Source organism: Candidatus Pelagibacter sp. PS_40 (assembly GCF_059417765.1).
Genome location: NZ_CM182064.1, coordinates 405,581 through 424,490 on the forward strand (window position 1 = coordinate 405,581; position 18,910 = coordinate 424,490).

The window sequence follows — 18,910 nt, forward strand, 5'->3', positions numbered from 1 at the left end:
TATAGATAAATTTTTAAGCACTTCTGTAAAGTTTAGTCATAACAAACTCTTTATGACCTAAAGCTTCAGCACAAGTTAATCTACCGTTAGCAACTCTAATCATTGATTTGATTAATTCATCACCAGCTTGTGATAAATTCATTTCACGAGATAGAATTTTCGATACATCACAATCAATATGCTCACCCATACCTTTTACAGTTAATGGGTTGGCAGTTAACTTAACAACAGGTTCAATTGGATTACCTACTATATTTCCTTGACCTGTTGGGAATAAGTGAATGTTAAATCCAGCAGCTGCTTGAAGTGTAATACACTCTGCTGCAGCAGATGAAGTATCCATAAAGTATAATCCTTTTCCTTTAGTAGGCTCTTCAGCTGGTTCTAAAACATCAATAAATTTACAATTTCCAATTTTTTGGAAATTTCCAAATGCTTTTTCTTCAATTGTAGTTAATCCACCTGCAATATTTCCCGCAGTTGGTTGACTTTCAGAAAGATCATCTGTTGCTTCTTTTAAAATAAAGTCGTTGTAATCACTCCAAGTTTTCATGAATTTTTCTGAAGCTTCTGGAGTGGCACCACGTGTAGCACAAACTTTTTCAGCACCAGTTAACTCTGAGGTTTCACCAAAACATAAATGAACTCCCAATGGCTCTAATTTATCCATTAAGTTTCCAACTGTTGGGTTAGCAGCAAGACCTGATGTTGTATCAGATTCACCACATTTAACCGAAATCCATAAATCGCTTAAAGGACACTCTTCTCTTTGTTTTTCAGAAGCCCACATTGCAAATTCTTGCGCTTTTTTAGAAGCTTTCATGATTGTTCCAATATCACCAGTTCTTTCAATGTGAAATCCTTCAACAGGTTTTCCAGTTTTAGCAATTTCATCAACAATTCTTTTTGTCCATTTAGGTTCAATTCCAATAACAATTACAGCGGCAACGTTAGGGTTTTTTCCAGTCCCAATCATTGTTCTAAAGTGTAGATCTAAATCAGCACCAAATTGAAGTCTTCCATAAGAGTGAGGAAGGGCAATCGTACCTTTAATATTATTTGCTACAGCTTCAGCACAAGCATTAGAGATATCATCTACAGGTAAGATGATTACGTGATTTCTAGTACCAACTCTGCCATTTTCTCTTTTATAACCTAAAAAACTTTTTGGAATTTCCATATTTTTTACCACTTCTTCGTTTTTACATTGTGAACATGAACATGCTCACCTTTTTTGATTGATTTAACTACTTTTCCAATATCATGACCATATTTCAAAATAGTATCACCTTCATTAAGGTCAACCATTGCAATTTTATGTCCTAATTGAATTTCATCTACTGATTGAATTTGAACTGTTTTATCATTCTCCATAATCCAACATGCGCAATCTTGTTTTGGAATAATTTTATCAATAACAACTACTCCTACGTTGTCTTTTTCGTCGTGTATAATAATATCTGTAGCCATAATTGTGTCGATTTGTTTGTTTGAAATTTTTTAAATCTTATATATTAATCTTAAAAATTAACAAATTATTTATAGATTTTTTTAACAACTTAAGCAGGAAGGCCTAATTATTATGACTAAAATGACAACAGAAGAAGCTTTTGTAAAAGTTTTACAAATGCATGGAATTGAACACGCATTCGGAATTATCGGTTCAGCTTTTATGCCTATTTCAGATATCTTTCCTGACGCTGGAATTACTTTTTGGGATGTTGCTCATGAAACAAACGGTGGATTAATTGCTGATGGTTACACAAGATCTACTGGTAAAATGTCTATGGTTATTGCTCAAAATGGTCCTGGAATTACAGGTCTTGTAACACCAATTAAAACTGCATACTGGAACCACACACCATTGTTATTAGTAACACCGCAAGCTGCTAACAAAACTATGGGTCAAGGTGGTTTCCAAGAAGTAGAACAAATGAATTTATTTAAAGATATGGTTTGCTATCAAGAAGAAGTTAGAGACCCTTCAAGAATGGCAGAAGTATTAAATAGAGTAATTGAAAAAGCGATCAGAGGATCAGCTCCAGCACAAATAAATGTTCCAAGAGATTATTGGACACAAGTAATTGATATAGATCTTCCTCCAATTGTTAGACTTGAAAGGCAAGCAGGTGGAGTTGATGCAATTAAAAAAGCAGCTGACTTATTGTCAAACGCTAAGTTTCCAGTAATACTATCTGGTGCAGGTGTTGTAATTGGTGGAGCAATAGAAGATTGTAAAAAATTAGCTGAGAAATTAGATGCTCCAGTTTGTTCAGGGTATCAACATAATGATAGTTTTCCAGGAAGTCACCCATTAGCAGCTGGACCTTTAGGATATAATGGATCAAAAGCTGGAATGGAATTAATTAAGAAAGCTGATGTTGTTCTTGCACTTGGTACAAGATTAAATCCTTTCTCAACATTACCAGGTTATGGAATGGATTACTGGCCTAAAGATGCAAGTATCATTCAAGTTGATATGAATTCAGATAGAATTGGTTTAACTAAAAAAGTCACAGTTGGTATTTGTGGGGATGCAAAATTAGTATCACAACAAATTTTAGCTCAACTTTCTCCAACAGCAGGAGATACAAATAGAGAAGAGAGAAAAAATACAATTCACCAAACTAAATCTGCTTGGTTACAAGAGTTATCAAGTTTAGATCACGAAGATGATGATGAAGGTACAGTTTGGAATGCAGAAGCTAGAAAAAGAGATGCAGATAGAATGTCTCCTAGAGAAGCATGGAGAGCAATTCAAGCAGGTATGCCTGACGATGTAATTATCTCAAGTGATATTGGTAATAACTGTGCAATTGGAAATGCTTATCCAACATTTGAAAAAGGTAGAAAATATTTAGCACCAGGATTATTTGGTCCTTGTGGTTATGGTTTTCCAGCAATTCTTGGAGCAAAAATTGGATGTCCTGATACACCAGTAATTGGTTTTGCAGGTGACGGTGCATTTGGTATTAGCATGAACGAAATGAGCTCATGTGCTAGACCAGAATGGCCAGCAATTTCAATGGTAATCTTTAGAAATTACCAATGGGGTGCTGAAAAAAGAAATACTACTTTATGGTTTGATGATAACTTCGTTGGAACAGAGCTTGATCCAGAATTAAGTTATGCAAAAGTTGCTGATGCTTGTGGATTAAAAGGTGTCACTGTTAGAACCATGGAAGAGACTACTGCTGCTATCAAGCAATCATGTGAAGATCAAAAGAAAGGGATTACAACATTTATTGAAGTAATTCTTAACCAAGAACTGGGAGAGCCTTTCAGAAGAGATGCTATGAAAAGACCAGTTAAAGTTGCAGGGATCAAAAAAGAAGACATGATCAAGCAACCTTCTTTGGTATCTTAAGATCTTTCAAAAATATCTTATCTGTCATAATCTAACTACATGAAAGTAGTTAATGATACTAGCTGTAGTTGGATTAATGACCTTGATAGAAGATCTAATATAAAATTTTTAGATAAAGAAAAATCCTGTGACTGGCTAATTATAGGTGCTGGTTATACAGGCTTGTCTGCTGCTAGAAAATTATCAGAACTACACCCAAATCAAAAAATTATTATTGTTGATGCTCAATTAGCAGGTGAGGGTGCAAGTGGAAGGAACTCAGGATATTTAGTCGATACTACCCTTAATGATGGTTTCACCTCAAATAAAGAACTTTCTAATTATAAAAAGAAAACTGACATTTATAAATTAGGAATTGATGTTGTGAAAAAGTTTATTAAAGAGCATCAGGTAGATTGTGATTGGAATGAATGTGGGAAATATTTTGCCTCATCAAATGAAAAAGATAGAAAGATACTAGATAATTTTAGCAAAACTTTATTAAAATTAAATTTTGAACATAATATTTTTGATAAAGATAATTTAGGTAAAAGATTAGGCACGAACTTTTATAACTTAGCACTTTATACTAAGGGTGGAATTTTATTACATCCAGGAAAACTTGTTAGAGCTATGATTGATACTTTGCCAGATAATATTGAGCTATTAGAAAATACTCAATTAAATGAATGGTCAAAAAATAAAGATACAATTATTTCTAAATTTAATAATCATAAAATAATTACTAAAAAAATTATTTTTTGCACAAATGGATTTTTAAAATCGCTTGGTATTAAAAATAATTATAATTTCCCCTTAACCTTAACTGCAAGCATGACCAGACCATTAAATGATACAGAGTATAAGTCTATTGGTGAGCCTAGAGAGTGGGGTGTGCTACCTGTTAGACCAATGGGAGCAACTATTAGAATGACAAAAGATAAAAGAATTTTAATTAGAAATACTGCCGAAGTTCATAGCCCTTTTAAAATGTCTAAACCAGAGTTGGATAAAAGATCTTTAAATCAAAAACTTGGTATCAAAAAAAGGTTTCCAAGTTTAGCAGATGATATTATCCAATCTAGTTGGTCTGGGGTTGTATCTAGAACTAGAAATAGTTCACAAATTTTTGAAAAAGTAGAAGATAATGTTTTTGTGGCAGGTTGCTATAATGGTTCTGGTATTGGAGTTGGAACTTTATTTGGTGAACAGATAGCAATTAAAGCAAGTAATGAAAATAGTGATGAAATTAATATAATAGAATCTAGAACTAAACCTACTTGGCTTCCACCTCAGCCCTTTTTAAATATTGGAGTTAAAACAAGATTGATGTTTGAGAGGTTTAGATCTCGATCTGATGTGTAGTTATTGATTTCTTATAAGTGGATAAACTTTAGGGCTTAAATACTTAAAATTAGTAATCATAATTAAGATTAATGTAGCTAGTCCAATTCCAATAGTTACCTGCAAAAATATTATTAAATCAAACTTCCAAGTGATTTGAAAAATATTTTCAATGATAAATTGTGAACCTATGACCGCAAAAAAGAGAGCTATTAGAATTATGGATGTGAATATTATAAAAAACTCAATAATTGAAGAAAGTATAACCTCAACTTTGGAAAAACCTAAAATTTTGAATATTAAATTTTGAAATTCTTTAATTTTACCCTGAACTATAATTGCACTTGAGATGACAATTAAACCAATGACTATAGTTATTGCAGAGATAACGGTTACAGCAATAAACACTTTGTTTAAAAGATCTGTTACTTTCTCCAAGTAATCAGTAATTTTTATAATAGAAAGACTAGGCATTTTATCTAGTAAAGCAGTTTCGTTAAAATTCTCTAAACTTTTAAACTTTGAAGTAGCCAAATATTCGTGAGGTATATTTTTTGCAAATTGAGGATTTAATAACATTGCAAAGTTAATAGTAAAATCTCTGTAGTCTACTAATCTAAAATTTACTATTTCACCTTCAATTTCACGTCCATAAATATTAAGAGTAAAAATATCACCAATTTTAATATCAAAATCTTTAGCAATTTTACTATCAAGTGAAATTTGAAGTTTATCAGGTCTATCTAGATCCCACCATTTGCCTTCTACAATTGGGTTATCTTTTAAAACTTTATCAGCCCAAGAAGACCTTCTGTCATTTCTGATCACCCAGTGGCTATCATTACTTGAATCGATATAAGTATTTGGATCTATTCCATTTATTTTTACAATACCTGTTGAAACCATTGGAACAATTTCAAGGTTAGCTTCTTTATCCATTTTAAAAATCAAATCTTCAAATATTTGTCTTTCATCACTTTGAATACCAATGAAAAAATAATCAGGCGCAAGTTCTGGTATAGATTTAGCAATTTCTCTTTTAAAATTTGAACCTACAAAAGCTAAAGTTAATAGTAAAGTGACCCCTAAACCTAAAGACATAATAGTTATAGGGGTAATACTTTTAGTTTGAGTAATATTTTTAACTGATACTTTAATTGAAATATTTGGATGCTCTTTAAGTCCTTTAAACAATTTAATGATTAAGTTTGATAATAAGTAGAAGACTAATAAACAAACAAAGAAAGCTCCAAAATAACCCAAACTATAAACAGGTCGAGCAGAACCGATGGTAAATAAAGAAATTAAAATTGATAATAGTAACAGACTTAAAAGAATTGATTTTTTTGAATAATAAAATTGAAGGTTTTGAAATACATTTCTAAATAAGTTTGATGCCTTGACTTGATCAATTGCATTAATAGTTGGTATAGAAAATATTATTAATACTAATAAACCTACTGAAAAAACTTTGAAATAATTAAGAATAGAAAAACTACCTTCAATATTTAACCCAAGACCAGCTGATAAATAAACATCTACAATAGGGACTAGAAAGAAACTAAAAGAGTAGGCGGCAGTGGATATTAAGAATAATAGAATGAGTAATTGTAGATAGTAGACTATTTTAATATCTTTTGAGAAAAAGCCTAAAGACTTCTTAACTGCTATAGACATATTATTCTGATTAATGAATGAAAGTAGAGTGTTAGCAATTCCAATTCCTGCAATTAGCATTGCACTAATTGATACAAGAGACAAAAATTGAGAGAAATTATCAATTATTCGCTTTAAAGGACCGTCAGATTTTTCGTGATATCTAAGTCTAACCTTCTTTTCATCTTTGAATAACTGTTCAATTTTTTTAGATAAAGTATTTGGATTATCTCCCTCATTAAATTTTACTTTATACTCATAATTTAAAAAGCTCCCCAGATTATTAAGTTTTAATAATTCTAATGTTTGTTTGCCAGCTAAAGCAAAATCACCAAATACAAAAGCACCCCCAATATCAGGTACTGATTTTACTATACCAATTACAGTAAACAACTGATCTTGAACTTTGATTTTATCATTAATTTTTAAATTGAGATTTTTGAAAATATTTTCATTAACAAGGATTGTATTCTCTATAGTTTGTAATTTTTCAAATGCACCACTTGGCTCATAACCTACCTTGCCAAATAATGGGTAATTTTGATCTACTGTTTTAATTCTAGAAAATATTGATTTATTTTTAAATTGATTGGTAGTTGAGATCATGGTGCTAAACTCAACCATTTGTGAAACAGTAGCAAATTCTTTAACTTGGTTAATTAATTCTAAGTTGCCAACATTACGATTATAGTCAATTTCAATATCTCCACCTAAAAGTGCTCTTGAATTATTATTTAATTCTTTATTCAAACTATCTTCAATGGTGAAAATTGAACTTAGGATAAATAGACTGATAAAAAGTGTTAAAATGATACTAGAAATTTTTTTATAATTTCTACTCAAGTCTCTTAAGGCATATATCAAAGTTAACTTGTACTCTGAAAGCTTAGACAATTTTTCCATCTTTGATTTTAATTTTTCTTTTTGCTTTATTTGCAAGTTTTGGGTCATGGGTGACCATAATTAAAGATGATTTTTCTTCTTTAATATATTTGAATAAAATATCTGCAATCATTTGTGAATTTTCACTATCTAAATTTCCCGTAGGTTCATCTGCCAAAATTAGTTTAGGTTTCATGGCTATAGCTCTAGCAATTGCCACACGTTGCTGTTCACCACCTGAAAGTTGACTGGGTAAATTATTAAATCTATTTTTTAGTCCAAATCGATCCAACAACTCTTTGGCTCGTTCAGTAGGGTTTTTTAAATTATTTAACTCTAAGGTTAGAGCAACATTTTCAACAGCTGTATAATTTGGAATAAGATAGAAAGATTGAAAAACAATACCAATATTTTTTCTTCTAATTTTAGAAACTTCATCTTCACTCATTTTAGATATTTCTTGATCTTCAAAAAATATCTTACCAGAGGTTGCTTTCTCTAGTCCACCAGCAAGCATGATTAAGCTAGTTTTTCCAGATCCACTTTCACCCACTATTGAAATAGACTCATTTTTTTTAGTTTCTAAATTAACATTCTTTAAAACCTTAATAGTATCATTACCAGTTTGGTATTTAAGATTAACGTTTTTTAGCTTAAGAAGACTATCCATGATTAAAAGATTTATTATTAAAATTATTGCCGTCTGTCTAGTGAGCATAAACGTGAATGCTCTAGAAAACGTTATCTTATTTGGTGATAGCTTAATGGCAGGCTATGGTCTTCCACAGGAAAAACATTTAGCCATTGTCCTTCAAAATAATCTTAATGATAGTGGTTATAATCTTGGGATTATTGATGGAAGTGTATCTGGAAGCACATCTGCTGGAGGATTAAATCGAGTTGAATGGTCTTTATCTCAACCGAATATTGACTTAATGATCTTAGGATTGGGTGCTAACGACATGTTAAGAGGAATAAGCCCAATCGAGACTGAAAAAAATTTAGAAAAAATTATTCAAACTGCAAAATTAAAAAATATAGAAATAATTTTAGCAGGAATGATTGCTCCAACAACTCATGGAATTAGTTATAAAAAAAAATTTGATAATATTTATCCAAGTTTAGCTAAAAAATATAAACTAAATTTAATCCCTTTCCTATTAGAGGGTGTTGCTTTAAAACCTGAACTTAATCAAGATGACGGTATGCACCCAAATGAAAAAGGAACTATAATTATAAGTGATACAGTTACAAAAAGTATCATCAATTTTATAAAAAAATAGTATATCGTGATCAAATGTTTTTAAATACTAAACTACAATCCAGAAAAAAACCGATAAAAGTTGCATTCATTGGCTGTGGAAAATTTGTAAGCATGTTTCTTGCTCAATACAATCAATTACAAAAAATTACTATTGATACTATCGTTGATATTAATATTGATAACGCCAAAAAAAACTGTCTTAAGAGCGGTTTAACTACAGAGACAGTTAATAAAATAAATTTTGTAACTACTTTAGATGAGGCAATTGATAGAGATGTTGAAGTTTTTATAGAAGCCACTGGAAATCCAATTATAGGAACAGTTCATGCTGTAAAGATTATTAAAAACAAAAAACACATCATATTAGTAAATGTTGAAGCTGATGTTACTTGTGGGAAATACCTTGCTGATCTTGCAAAAGAAAACAATGTTATTTGTTCAATGGCATATGGTGATCAACCTTCATTAATTATGGAACAGATTGAATGGGCTAAGTTAAACGGTTTTTTTGTAGTTTGTGCAGGAAAAGGAACGAAGTACCACCCAGATTTTGAATATTCAACACCAGACACGGTTTGGGGTCACTACGGTTTAAGTAAAGAACGTGCTGAAATTGAATCTGGTATGAATCCTAAAATGTTTAATAGTTTTTTATGTGGAGATAAATCTGCAATTGAAATGTGTGCAGTCAGTAATGCATCAAATTTAAAATGTCCAAGTAATGGATTAACTTTTCCACCTGTTGGGGTTTATGACATTGCTAAAAAATTAATTCCAAAAGTGGAAGGAGGATTAATTGATTATGAAGGTCAAGTAGAGGTGATATCTAGCATTGATTTAAATCAAAAAGATATTCCAAATGATCTTAGATGGGGTGTTTACATAGTAATTAAAGCTCAAAATCAATATGTCAAAAATTGCTTTAAAGATTATGGAATGGTGACCGATTTGTCTGGCAGTTATTCAGCTATATGGAGGCCATATCATTATATTGGTTTAGAACTTGCTCAATCGATATATGCAATTGCACTTGATCAAAAAGCAACAGGTCAAACTATAAATTATAATGCAGATGTTGCAGCTTATGCTAAAAAAGATTTAAAAATTGGTGAGCGATTAGACGGTGAGGGTGGTTTTTGTGCTAGAGGGAAATTAATTACTTCTAAAAAATCAAAAGATGAAAAAATTTTACCTCTTGGTTTAACTGATGGAGCAATTGTTAAGAAGGATATTAATAAAGATCAATCTATAAGATTAGATGATGTGGAGTTAAGTCTTCCAGAAGATGTTGTTAAAGCTAGACAGTATCAATATGATTTAATTTAAAGAACAACCAAATCCAACTTTTGCTTACCTAATCTCTCATTACCATTCTCGGTTACAAGATAGGTCTCACCTAAATTCATAGCAAGTTTACTATCTGAATCCATTAAGATCATATGCATAAAGAAGACATTACCAGGAGTTATTACATAAGGATTACCTGTGTATAGCATTGGCCAGTCCATCCAATTGGGTGAGAAGGTTGTCCCTAATGAATAGCCACAAGCATTCATTCTTGATTTATTGTACCCAAGATCATCAAAAGTTTTAGCATGTATATCAAATACATCTCCTGCGGTTTTTCCTGGTATTAGAGTTTTTGCACAATTAGTCAAAGCCTCAAGACAAGCCTCATGCATCTTAATATGCTTTGGATCAGCTTTACCAATAGGAATAGTTCTAAACATTGCAGAGTGATAATGTTTATAAGTCCCAGCCCATTCAATAGTTAACTGATCGGTATCTGACAAAATTCTTTTCTCAGATTGATATCTACATAATAATGCATTGTGTCCAGAGCCTATAATATATTCATTTGCTGGATAATCACCGCCACCTTCTAAAACAACTCTTTGCATTTCAGCTAAAATTTTTGCTTCACCAACACCAGCTTTTGCATATTTCCAAGCCTCATCAAGTGCTTGATCTGCAAGTTCTGCAGCTTTTTTTACATAAACAATTTCTTCAGTAGATTTAACAACCCTATGTTTGGTGATTAATTCTGATTGATCTTCTACCTCACAATAACCTTCTAGCGATTTATTAAGTCTTAAAGCATTACGACCTGTCATACCGTAAGCTTCGTATTCAACTCCGATTTTTTTATCTTTTAGATTTAATTCATTTAAAATTATTTTAAGATCATCTGTAGGGTTAGACTGGTCTTTATCTACCCAAATTCTTATGTCTTCAATGTTTGATGTGTTTTGTGCTTGTCTTAAATCTGGAGCCCTTGTTAAAAGAATAATATCTCCTTTATTGTCAAGTATTAATGTTTGAAAGAAAACATAACCAAAGGTATCGTAGCCTGTAAGCCAAAACATAGACTCTTGACGAAACATTAAAAGAGCATCAAGATTATGCTCTTTCATTGATTTTAATGTAGCCAGTTTTCTTTTCTCAAATTCTTGTTTGCTAAAATGAAGTGCCATAATAAAAACTATAACTTTTAAAAATATTAATCACAAGTAGCCATAAATTAAGATTTTTTTTGGTAAAACGAACCCAAATTATTGTTAAATATTAAGGTTTTTTTTATGATAATCTAAAATTAATGAATAATAGCTTTAGCTGAACCTAGTTGATCAACTTTTCCAGTATAAAGACCTTTACCTAGGATTGGAACAACACCAACAGTCGATCCTGTAAATACATAAAAATCTTTATCAAGAGTGACTTTATCTTTTTTTAACTCATTCAAAACAAATCTAAGTGAGTTTAATGGGTTTATATAAACGGTATTTGTATTTCCATTAACGCTTTGTCCAATTTTTTTATTAGCAATATTTGTCTTTAAATTTCCAATATTAATTTTTTTATATTTTTTCTTTTGCCCAATTAAAAACTTAACATTAGCACCAAAGTCACTACATAAATCTCCAAAACTAGTAATGCCTTTTTTCTTTTGCCTGTAACCAATAACCTCAATACAAGCTGCCATGTGAGAAATATGTTTTGTTATATTTTTCGTTGTAATTAATCCCTTTGATGAGAAAAAGTTTTTCTTAATTAGGTAACAAACCTCAAGTTCTATCCCTAAAGTTGATTTATTAATTTTTACTTTTTTTCCACTTTTTATAAAATTCTTTTTAAAGATTGCAGCATAGAAAGGTTTTTTTTCTTTAAGTTTTTTCATGACAGGTATACCTGTCCCTGCAGCTTTAAATCCTATTATTGGATCTTTAACTTTACTCTCACATAATTTTCTTAGCTTTTGAGCTTCACTTAATGTTTTTGTAAATTTTATTGGGAGTGGTGCAATAATTTTATTGTTAACAAATGCATTAACTAATTTATCTGCTGTTTTTTCTAATATGGTTTTTTTCATTATTGAATGTTTAATATAGTTGCAGGATCTAGTCTAGTACCAAACCAATTAAGTCTTACATCAAGATGAGGTCCTGTTGATCTACCAGAGGAACCAACTGTAGCAATGATATCTCCTTTTTTAACATGATCACCTACATTTACAAAAATTTCATCCATATGCATGTAAAGAGTTGAAATACCATGACCATGGTCAAATATTAAAGTTGCTCCAGTATAAAATAAGTCCTTTTCAGCTAGAGTAACAACACCGTTATTCATTGCTTTAACTGGTGTGCCTTTTTTTTGAGCAAAATCTAAACCGTAATGAGGCCATTTGGGTATGCCATTTAAAATTCTTTGACTACCATAAACACCAGTAATTATTGCATCATCAACTGGGATAATAAACTTTTCTTTAAAAAACTGTAAGTCACTTTCAATTTCTCTTGCATCAGCTATTAATTTGTTTTCCTTTTTTATTCTTGCATAAAATTCTTCAGGTGGTGTAACTTTTTTTTTAGGTAAGCCTTCAATTTTTTGAATATTATATTTTCTTTTTTTAATTTTTTTTATAATTTTGTTATTATTTTCAGTAATTGTAATGTCAAATTTTCTATCTTTTTCAATTCCAAATGCAAAATAACCATCTTTTGTGACTTTAACTTTTTTTTTATCTACAAAAATTGATGAACCAGGCTCAGTTTTTCCAATAATGTAATGTCCTTGAATGAATTTTCCCTGAAACTCTACTGCAAAAGATTGAGTTGAAAAAAATAACGCTACTAATGAAAGTAATCTATATATTACTTTGCTGTCCATCCACCGTCTACTAGGATTGATGTGGCTGTAATCATCGATGAAGCGGATGAAGCTAAAAAACAAACGCTTGTTGCAACATCACTTTCTGTTGCTAATTTTCCCATAGGAATATTCCCTAAAGCTAGTTTTTTAAATTCTTTATTTTTAAAAAATCTTTTAACCATCGGTGTTGCTACAAAAGTAGGAGCCACTGTATTTACTCTAATATTGTTTTTTGCAAGCTCAACACCCATACCCTTAGTCAAACCTTCAATACCAAATTTTGTCATATTGTAAACATTTCTACCAGACATTCCAACATGACCAAGTTGAGATGACATATTAATAATAGATCCACCTCTTTTTTTATTCTTTAACATTTTTTTAACAACTAATTGAGCAACATTAAAAGCAGCTTTAAGGTTTAAATCTACTAAGTAGTTCATACTTTCTTGTTTAATTTTTTCAAAAGGTTCTGGAATATTTGTCCCAGCATTATTAACCAAAATATCTATAATCTTAATCTTATCTAGTTTTTCTTTAAGATCTTCGTAATTCATTACATCACAATTAACTTTAATAACTTTTCCTTTTATCTTTTTTATTTCTTTTTCAAGTTTATCAAGATCTGATTGGGTTCTACTTAAAGCAATGATTGTAGCTCCAGCTTCAGCAAGAGCAATTGAGCAGGCTCTTCCTAATCCTTTACCTGCACCAGTAACTAATGCATATTTATTTTTAAGATTTATTTTTTGTAAGTACATTTAAATAAATAACTTTAAATCAGTATAAATTAATTCGATAGCAACAACCAGTATAGCAATTAAACCAATCCAGGCTATCCATTTATATTCATTAATCCATCTTGAAATTACAGTAGCAGCTGTTGCCATAAGAATTATTGATAAAGCTAAACCAAATATTAATAATACATAGTGATCACCAGCAGCACCAGCTACACCTAAAACATTATCCAAACTCATCGTAAAATCAGCAAGTAAAACTGTCCATATAGCTTTCATAAAGCTTGAATTATCTACTTTAATATCTTCTTCACCTGACTGACCTTTAATTACATCTGTGTAGAGTTTGTAGACTATATAAAGAAGAAGCAATCCTCCTATTAATCTTAATCCTGTTATTTGTAATAAATAAGCAGTTAACATGGTTAAGATAATTCTTAAGATTACTGCACCACCTATTCCCCAAAAGATTACTTTTTTTCTTTGTTCGGGTGGAAATTTAGAGGCAACCATTCCAATAATAATGGCATTATCACCAGCTAATACTAAATCGATAAATATAATTTGGCCTAAAATTATAAGTTGTTCAGGCCCGAATAATTCTGCAAACATCAGCTGCTTAGTATCATATCAGCACCTTTTTCTGCAATCATTATTGTGGGTGCGTTAGTGTTTCCAGAGGTGATATTGGGCATGATTGATGCATCTATTACCCTTAAATTTTTAATTCCATGAACTTTTAGCTGATCATCAACAACGGCCATATCATCTTGACCCATTTTACATGTTCCAACAGGATGAAAAATAGTTTGAGCATAATCTGCTGCTGCTTTCAAAATATCCTCATCATCTGTTAAATGAATTCCAGGTCGGTATTCTTCTGGGTTAAATTTTTTAAATGTCTCAGATTCTAAAACAATTTTTCTTGTTAATTTAAGACCAGCTGATGCAATTCTTCTATCTTCATCTGTCGACAAATAATTCATTTTTATTTTTGCGTAAGTTCGTGAATCTTTATCTGTTATACTAATATGACCTCTACTAGTTGGTCTAATTTGTGAAACCGTTGGAGTGAAACCATGAAAATCGTGGTTTTTGGTTGCACCCAATGTATCCATACTCATAGGTTGAACATGCCATTGTAAATCTGGTAACTCTAAAGAGGGGTCACTTTTTGCAAACATACCTAGTTGGCTTGCACCTATAGTCATAGGACCACTTCTATTAAAGACATACTCTAATCCAATTAACAAGTTACCAAATAGGCTGTTAATTTTTTTATTTAAGGATTTGATATTTTGAATTTTATAAATTGGTCTAAACATTAAATGGTCTTGTAAATTTTCACCCACACCTTTTAATTCGTGAATCATATCAATACCAAGATTTTTTAATTTATCTGAATTACCTATTCCTGAAACTTGTAAAAGTTGTGGTGATCCTATTGCACCAGATGATAAAATTATTTCTTTATTCGCACTTACAGTAAATAATTCGTTTTCAATCCAATATTCAACTTCTTTAGCAACTTTATTTTCAAAGTTAATTTTCTTAACATGAGCTTTTATAATTATTTTTAAATTAGGTCTCTTTTTAACAGGGTTTAAATAACCAACAGCAGTGCTACATCTAAATCCATTTTTTTCTGTTACTTGATAATACCCACAACCATGATTATCACCTGTATTAAAATCTTTTGTTTTTGGTATGCCAAATTCTTGAGCAGCATTTTGAAATTCGTTTAATAGTGGAAGACTCATTCTTTGATTTTCTATTGAAAGAGGTCCACCAACACCATGGAATTCATTTTCTCCTCGTTCTTGATTTTCAGCTTTGATGAAATAAGGTAAGACATTCTCCCAGCCCCAACCCTTATTTCCTAATTGCTTCCAAATATCATAATCTCTATGTTGACCTCTTATATAAAGTAATCCATTTATTGATGAGCTACCTCCAAGAGTTTTTCCTCTAGGATACCTTATGGACCTATTGTTCATAGTTTCATCCGGTTCTGTATTATAACACCAATCAACATTGGGGTTATGCATAGTTTTGAAATATCCTACTGGTATATGGATCCATGGGTAATTATCTTTGCCACCAGCTTCAATTAAAAGAACTTTGTTTTTTGGACTTTCAGACAGTCTATTTGCAAGAACACAACCTGCTGATCCAGCCCCTAAAATAATATAATCAAAATTTTCCATCAATTTAGAATGTTTATAATAGTAAAAATTAAAATTCTAGTACTACCAATGCTTATAATTAGTATTTTTCTAATATTAAGACTTGTTTTATTTTTTTATTTTTGAAAAAGTAGTTTTTTTATAAAAAAACACAACACACAACAAGAGGAAATATAAATATGAAAAAAATCATATCTTTGTTTGTTGGATCGCTTCTACTTACTGTAATGACAGTAACGGGTGCATCTGCACAAACTCTTAAGTGTCAAACAGTAATTAGTTCAAAAGCTGATGAAGTGGTAATGTTGAAAGACTTCACTGATACAGTAACAGAATTAACTGGTGGATCGCTTAAGTTCGAAATTATGCCAGCTGGATCTGTAGTAGGTGTAAAAGAAACTTTAGATGCAGTTGATAAAGGATTAATCGATTGTGGTTTTGCTTGGACTCACTATTGGTCAGGCGATCACCCAGCAGCTATGTTATTTGGTTCGCCAGTAGCAGGTGCAGGTGTTGGTATCGATAACATCGCTTTTTTATCTTGGTTCCAATATGGTGGTGGTAAAGAACTTTACGACCAACTATGGTCTGAGATGGGAAGAGACATCAAAGGATTTATGTTACAACCAGTAGGACCTGAAGCTTTAGGTTGGTTCAAAGAGCCAATTAATAGCATGGCCGACTTTAGAAAGTACAAGTTTAGAACTCCTCCGGGAATTCCTGGCCAAACTTATAAAGACATTGGTGTAGCTTCTGTTGCAATGGGTGGTGGAGATATTTTACCAGCACTTGAAGCAGGAACAATTGATGCTGCTGAATGGTGTTGTCCTAAGCCAGACATGACATTCGGTTTCCAGAAAGTTCTAAAACATTACTATCTACAAGGTCTTCACCAAGTAGTAGTAAATGCTGATTTCTACATTACAGGATCTAAGTATAAAAAGATGTCTGCTTTAGAGAAAAAAGCTTTAGAAGTTGCTGCGAATGCATCTCTATCAAAATCTATGAGTTACAGAATATATGAAAACGGAAAAGCTCTTGCTGAGTTGACTGGAAAACACGGTGTGATTTTACATGATACTCCAGCAGATTATTTCCCAGCATATATGGCTGCTGCAAAAGCAAGTCTAGAAAAAAATGCTAATGAGAACAAATTCTTTAAAGAAGTTTGGGACTCTCAAAAAGCGTTTGCTGATATTGCAGTTCCTTTCTGGTCTGGATCTCAAATGTCTAATGCTAAGCTAGGAATGGCTCACGCAGCTACTTTAAAGTAGTATTTAGATAAAAAATAAATATAACTAGAGCGGATTTTACGATCCGCTTTAGTTTTTTTTTAAATATTTATGCCAAGAAACCACAAATCTAAAAAACCTCTTAAATCTATAAAGCCTATGAAACTAGATATTTCAGATGAAATGATTGCTGAAAGAAGAGGTGGTTCAGGTAAAATGCCAAGAAATATGCCTAAGTGGATGGCATTAGCAATTACAAAAATTGATTTATTTAATAAATGGGTTGGCAACACAGTTTGCTGGATTACTATACCGTTAATATTTGCAATGGTTTATGAAGTTTTAGCCAGAAAACTTTTCAATGCACCGACTATGTGGGCTTATGACATGAGTAGATTTATGTATGGAGCCTTATTTATGTTGGGAGCTGGTTATGCACTTTCAAAAGGTGTTCATATTAGAGCAGACTTTTTATACAGAAATTTTAAAACCAAAAATCAAGGAAGAATAGATTTTTGGCTTTACCTAATATTTTATTTTCCAGGACTAAGTGTATTTCTTTACATGTCAACTGGCTTTCTTCAAGAGTCTATCATGAGAGGTGAAAAGGGTATGGACACAGCATGGATGCCTTATATGTGGCCAATTAAAGCTTGTTTGTTTGTCGGAATTATTCTTTTGATTGTTCAAGGGATATCGGAATTATTTAAAAGTTATTGGGCAGCTACTAAAGGTAAGTGGCCTGGAGAGGAGAAATAATGTTAGCTGAATTTATGGATCCTGCTTTATTAGGATTTATTCTTATAGGAGTAATGCTTTTTTCAATTTTTGTAGGTTTTCCAATTTCATTTACCTTAATTTTCTTAGGTTTTGTATTTGGTTATTTGGGATTTGGTAAATTAGTATTCTATTTAATGACCTTGCAGTTTTCTATGGTCATGACAGAGCAAACACTTGCTGCAGTTCCCCTCTTTGTCTTTATGGGAATTATGATGGAGCAAGCTGGATTAATGGAAAGATTATTCTCAGCTTTCCAACTCATGTTAGCTAAAGTAAGAGGCTCACTTTATTATGCTGTGCTTTTCGTTTCTGTAGTTTTTGCTGCAGCAACCGGAATTGTTGGTGCATCCGTTACCATTCTTGGGATCATGGCTGCAAAATCAATGAATAAGTCAGGATATAATGTGAGATTAGCAGCTGGAACTATTACTGCTGGTGGTACACTTGGAATTTTAATCCCACCTAGCATTATGCTTGTTGTGATGGGTCCAATAATGGAAATTCCTGTAACAGATTTGTTCGCTGCAGCAATAATACCAGGTGTATTGCTTGCAACTCTTTATGCGGCATACACAACAATTAGATGTTGGATAGATCCAAGTTTAGGACCCGTATTACCAAAAGAATTAAGAGCAACAAGTATGAAAGAAGTTTGGGTTGAATTTTTCTTAGGATTAGTTCCACCTGCAGCATTAGTATTTGCTGCTCTTGGAAGTATCTTGTTTGGATTTGCAACACCAACAGAGGCTGCAGGGTGTGGAGCTATGGGATCTTTACTTTTAGCTTTAGCTTATAGAAAATTAACTTTCAAAAAATTACAAGACTCTCTTGTTAAAACATTAGAAATAGCAGCATTAATTATGGTTTTAGTTGCTGCATCTAACTTCTTTGGAGCTGTATTTTCAAGACTTGGAACACCCATGCTTCTAACGGAATTTTTACTTGGTCTAGAGATGAACAGATACTTAATTCTTGCAATGATTATGGTTATAATTTTTCTTTTAGGTTGGCCTCTAGAATGGGTACCAATCGTAATGATAATAGTTCCAATCATATTGCCCTTAGTAGAAGCACTTGGTTTTAATTTAACTTGGTTTGCAATACTTGTTGCAGTCAATCTCCAGACAGCCTGGCTCTCACCACCAGTCGCCTTATCAGCATATTTTCTTAAAGGTGTTGTTCCAGAGTGGGATCTTAAAGATATTTACTACGGCATGATGCAATTTATGGTAATTCAAATTATAGGATTGATTTTAATAATAATCTTCCCACAAATAGCTTTATGGTTACCAACCTATCTATATGGACAGTAGAACTTATTAGTTTAT

General features: G+C 31.7%; 17 protein-coding genes. 7 read left to right on the top strand and 10 right to left on the bottom strand.

From position 1 onward, the window contains the following. Nucleotides 1–13: 13 nt before the first annotated feature. Complete coding sequence (locus AC5SLW_RS02190) at nt 14–1,180, bottom strand: UxaA family hydrolase (protein ID WP_006997075.1); 1,167 nt, start codon at nt 1,178–1,180, stop codon at nt 14–16. A 5-nt stretch (nt 1,181–1,185) separates the two neighbouring features. Further along, a complete protein-coding gene (locus tag AC5SLW_RS02195) occupies nt 1,186–1,470 on the bottom strand; it encodes a UxaA family hydrolase (RefSeq protein WP_494575573.1) in 285 nt (94 codons plus the stop codon). A 112-nt stretch (nt 1,471–1,582) separates the two neighbouring features. On the opposite strand from AC5SLW_RS02195, the gene xsc reads away from it, so the two are divergent. Together xsc and AC5SLW_RS02205 are read left to right on the top strand one after the other, a co-directional pair. Then, a complete protein-coding gene (gene xsc / locus AC5SLW_RS02200; protein ID WP_018414029.1) occupies nt 1,583–3,367 on the top strand; it encodes a sulfoacetaldehyde acetyltransferase in 1,785 nt (594 codons plus the stop codon). A 39-nt stretch (nt 3,368–3,406) separates the two neighbouring features. Then, a complete protein-coding gene (locus tag AC5SLW_RS02205) occupies nt 3,407–4,711 on the top strand; it encodes an NAD(P)/FAD-dependent oxidoreductase (protein WP_494575575.1) in 1,305 nt (434 codons plus the stop codon). Here AC5SLW_RS02205 and AC5SLW_RS02210 read toward each other — a convergent pair whose 3' ends face one another. Next, on the bottom strand, nt 4,712–7,297 hold the full coding sequence (locus tag AC5SLW_RS02210; protein WP_494575577.1) for an ABC transporter permease: 2,586 nt from the start codon (nt 7,295–7,297) through the stop codon (nt 4,712–4,714). Then, nucleotides 7,233–7,898, bottom strand: coding sequence for an ABC transporter ATP-binding protein (locus AC5SLW_RS02215; protein ID WP_006997068.1), 666 nt, complete (start codon nt 7,896–7,898; stop codon nt 7,233–7,235). The genes AC5SLW_RS02210 and AC5SLW_RS02215 overlap by 65 nt, the downstream gene beginning before the upstream one ends. Here AC5SLW_RS02215 and AC5SLW_RS02220 point away from each other — a divergent pair. Further along, complete coding sequence (locus AC5SLW_RS02220; protein ID WP_494575579.1) at nt 7,897–8,511, top strand: arylesterase; 615 nt, start codon at nt 7,897–7,899, stop codon at nt 8,509–8,511. The two genes, AC5SLW_RS02215 and AC5SLW_RS02220, sit on opposite strands and share 2 nt — an antisense overlap. 14 nt (nt 8,512–8,525) lie before the next feature. Continuing rightward, the gene (locus AC5SLW_RS02225) at nt 8,526–9,818 is read left to right on the top strand and encodes an NAD(P)H-dependent oxidoreductase (RefSeq protein ID WP_494575581.1); all 1,293 of its coding nucleotides are present in this window, start codon (nt 8,526–8,528) and stop codon (nt 9,816–9,818) included. Here the strand turns inward: AC5SLW_RS02225 and AC5SLW_RS02230 are convergent. The 6 genes from AC5SLW_RS02230 to AC5SLW_RS02255 form a co-directional block, all read right to left on the bottom strand. Continuing rightward, a complete protein-coding gene (locus AC5SLW_RS02230) occupies nt 9,815–10,966 on the bottom strand; it encodes a M24 family metallopeptidase (RefSeq protein ID WP_494575583.1) in 1,152 nt (383 codons plus the stop codon). The two genes, AC5SLW_RS02225 and AC5SLW_RS02230, sit on opposite strands and share 4 nt — an antisense overlap. Nucleotides 10,967–11,085: 119 nt before the next feature. Then, nucleotides 11,086–11,862: a fumarylacetoacetate hydrolase gene (locus AC5SLW_RS02235; protein WP_278387130.1), complete on the bottom strand. Its 777-nt coding sequence runs from the start codon at nt 11,860–11,862 to the stop codon at nt 11,086–11,088. After that, on the bottom strand, nt 11,862–12,662 hold the full coding sequence (locus tag AC5SLW_RS02240; RefSeq protein WP_006997063.1) for a M23 family metallopeptidase: 801 nt from the start codon (nt 12,660–12,662) through the stop codon (nt 11,862–11,864). The genes AC5SLW_RS02235 and AC5SLW_RS02240 overlap by 1 nt, the downstream gene beginning before the upstream one ends. Beyond that, nucleotides 12,647–13,405: an SDR family NAD(P)-dependent oxidoreductase gene (locus AC5SLW_RS02245; RefSeq protein ID WP_018414038.1), complete on the bottom strand. Its 759-nt coding sequence runs from the start codon at nt 13,403–13,405 to the stop codon at nt 12,647–12,649. The genes AC5SLW_RS02240 and AC5SLW_RS02245 overlap by 16 nt, the downstream gene beginning before the upstream one ends. Then, nucleotides 13,406–13,996 carry a TerC family protein gene (locus tag AC5SLW_RS02250; protein ID WP_020169329.1) on the bottom strand — a complete coding sequence of 197 codons (591 nt, stop codon included), beginning with the start codon at nt 13,994–13,996 and terminating at the stop codon, nt 13,406–13,408. Continuing rightward, nucleotides 13,996–15,591 carry a GMC family oxidoreductase gene (locus AC5SLW_RS02255; protein ID WP_494575586.1) on the bottom strand — a complete coding sequence of 532 codons (1,596 nt, stop codon included), beginning with the start codon at nt 15,589–15,591 and terminating at the stop codon, nt 13,996–13,998. Before AC5SLW_RS02255 ends, AC5SLW_RS02250 begins: the two co-directional genes overlap by 1 nt. Before the next feature lie 158 nt (nt 15,592–15,749). Between AC5SLW_RS02255 and AC5SLW_RS02260 the strand changes: the two genes are divergently transcribed. The 3 genes from AC5SLW_RS02260 to AC5SLW_RS02270 all read left to right on the top strand — a co-directional run bounded on the left by AC5SLW_RS02260 (nt 15,750) and on the right by AC5SLW_RS02270 (nt 18,895). Continuing rightward, entirely contained in the window at nt 15,750–16,844 is a 1,095-nt protein-coding gene (locus AC5SLW_RS02260; RefSeq protein ID WP_018414041.1) for a TRAP transporter substrate-binding protein, read from the top strand. Nucleotides 16,845–16,913: 69 nt separating this feature from the next. Further along, on the top strand, nt 16,914–17,561 hold the full coding sequence (locus tag AC5SLW_RS02265; RefSeq protein WP_034391601.1) for a TRAP transporter small permease subunit: 648 nt from the start codon (nt 16,914–16,916) through the stop codon (nt 17,559–17,561). Continuing rightward, nucleotides 17,561–18,895, top strand: a complete 1,335-nt coding sequence (locus AC5SLW_RS02270) for a TRAP transporter large permease (protein WP_018414043.1) — start codon at nt 17,561–17,563, stop codon at nt 18,893–18,895. Before AC5SLW_RS02265 ends, AC5SLW_RS02270 begins: the two co-directional genes overlap by 1 nt. The last annotated feature ends 15 nt before the right edge of the window (nt 18,896–18,910 follow it).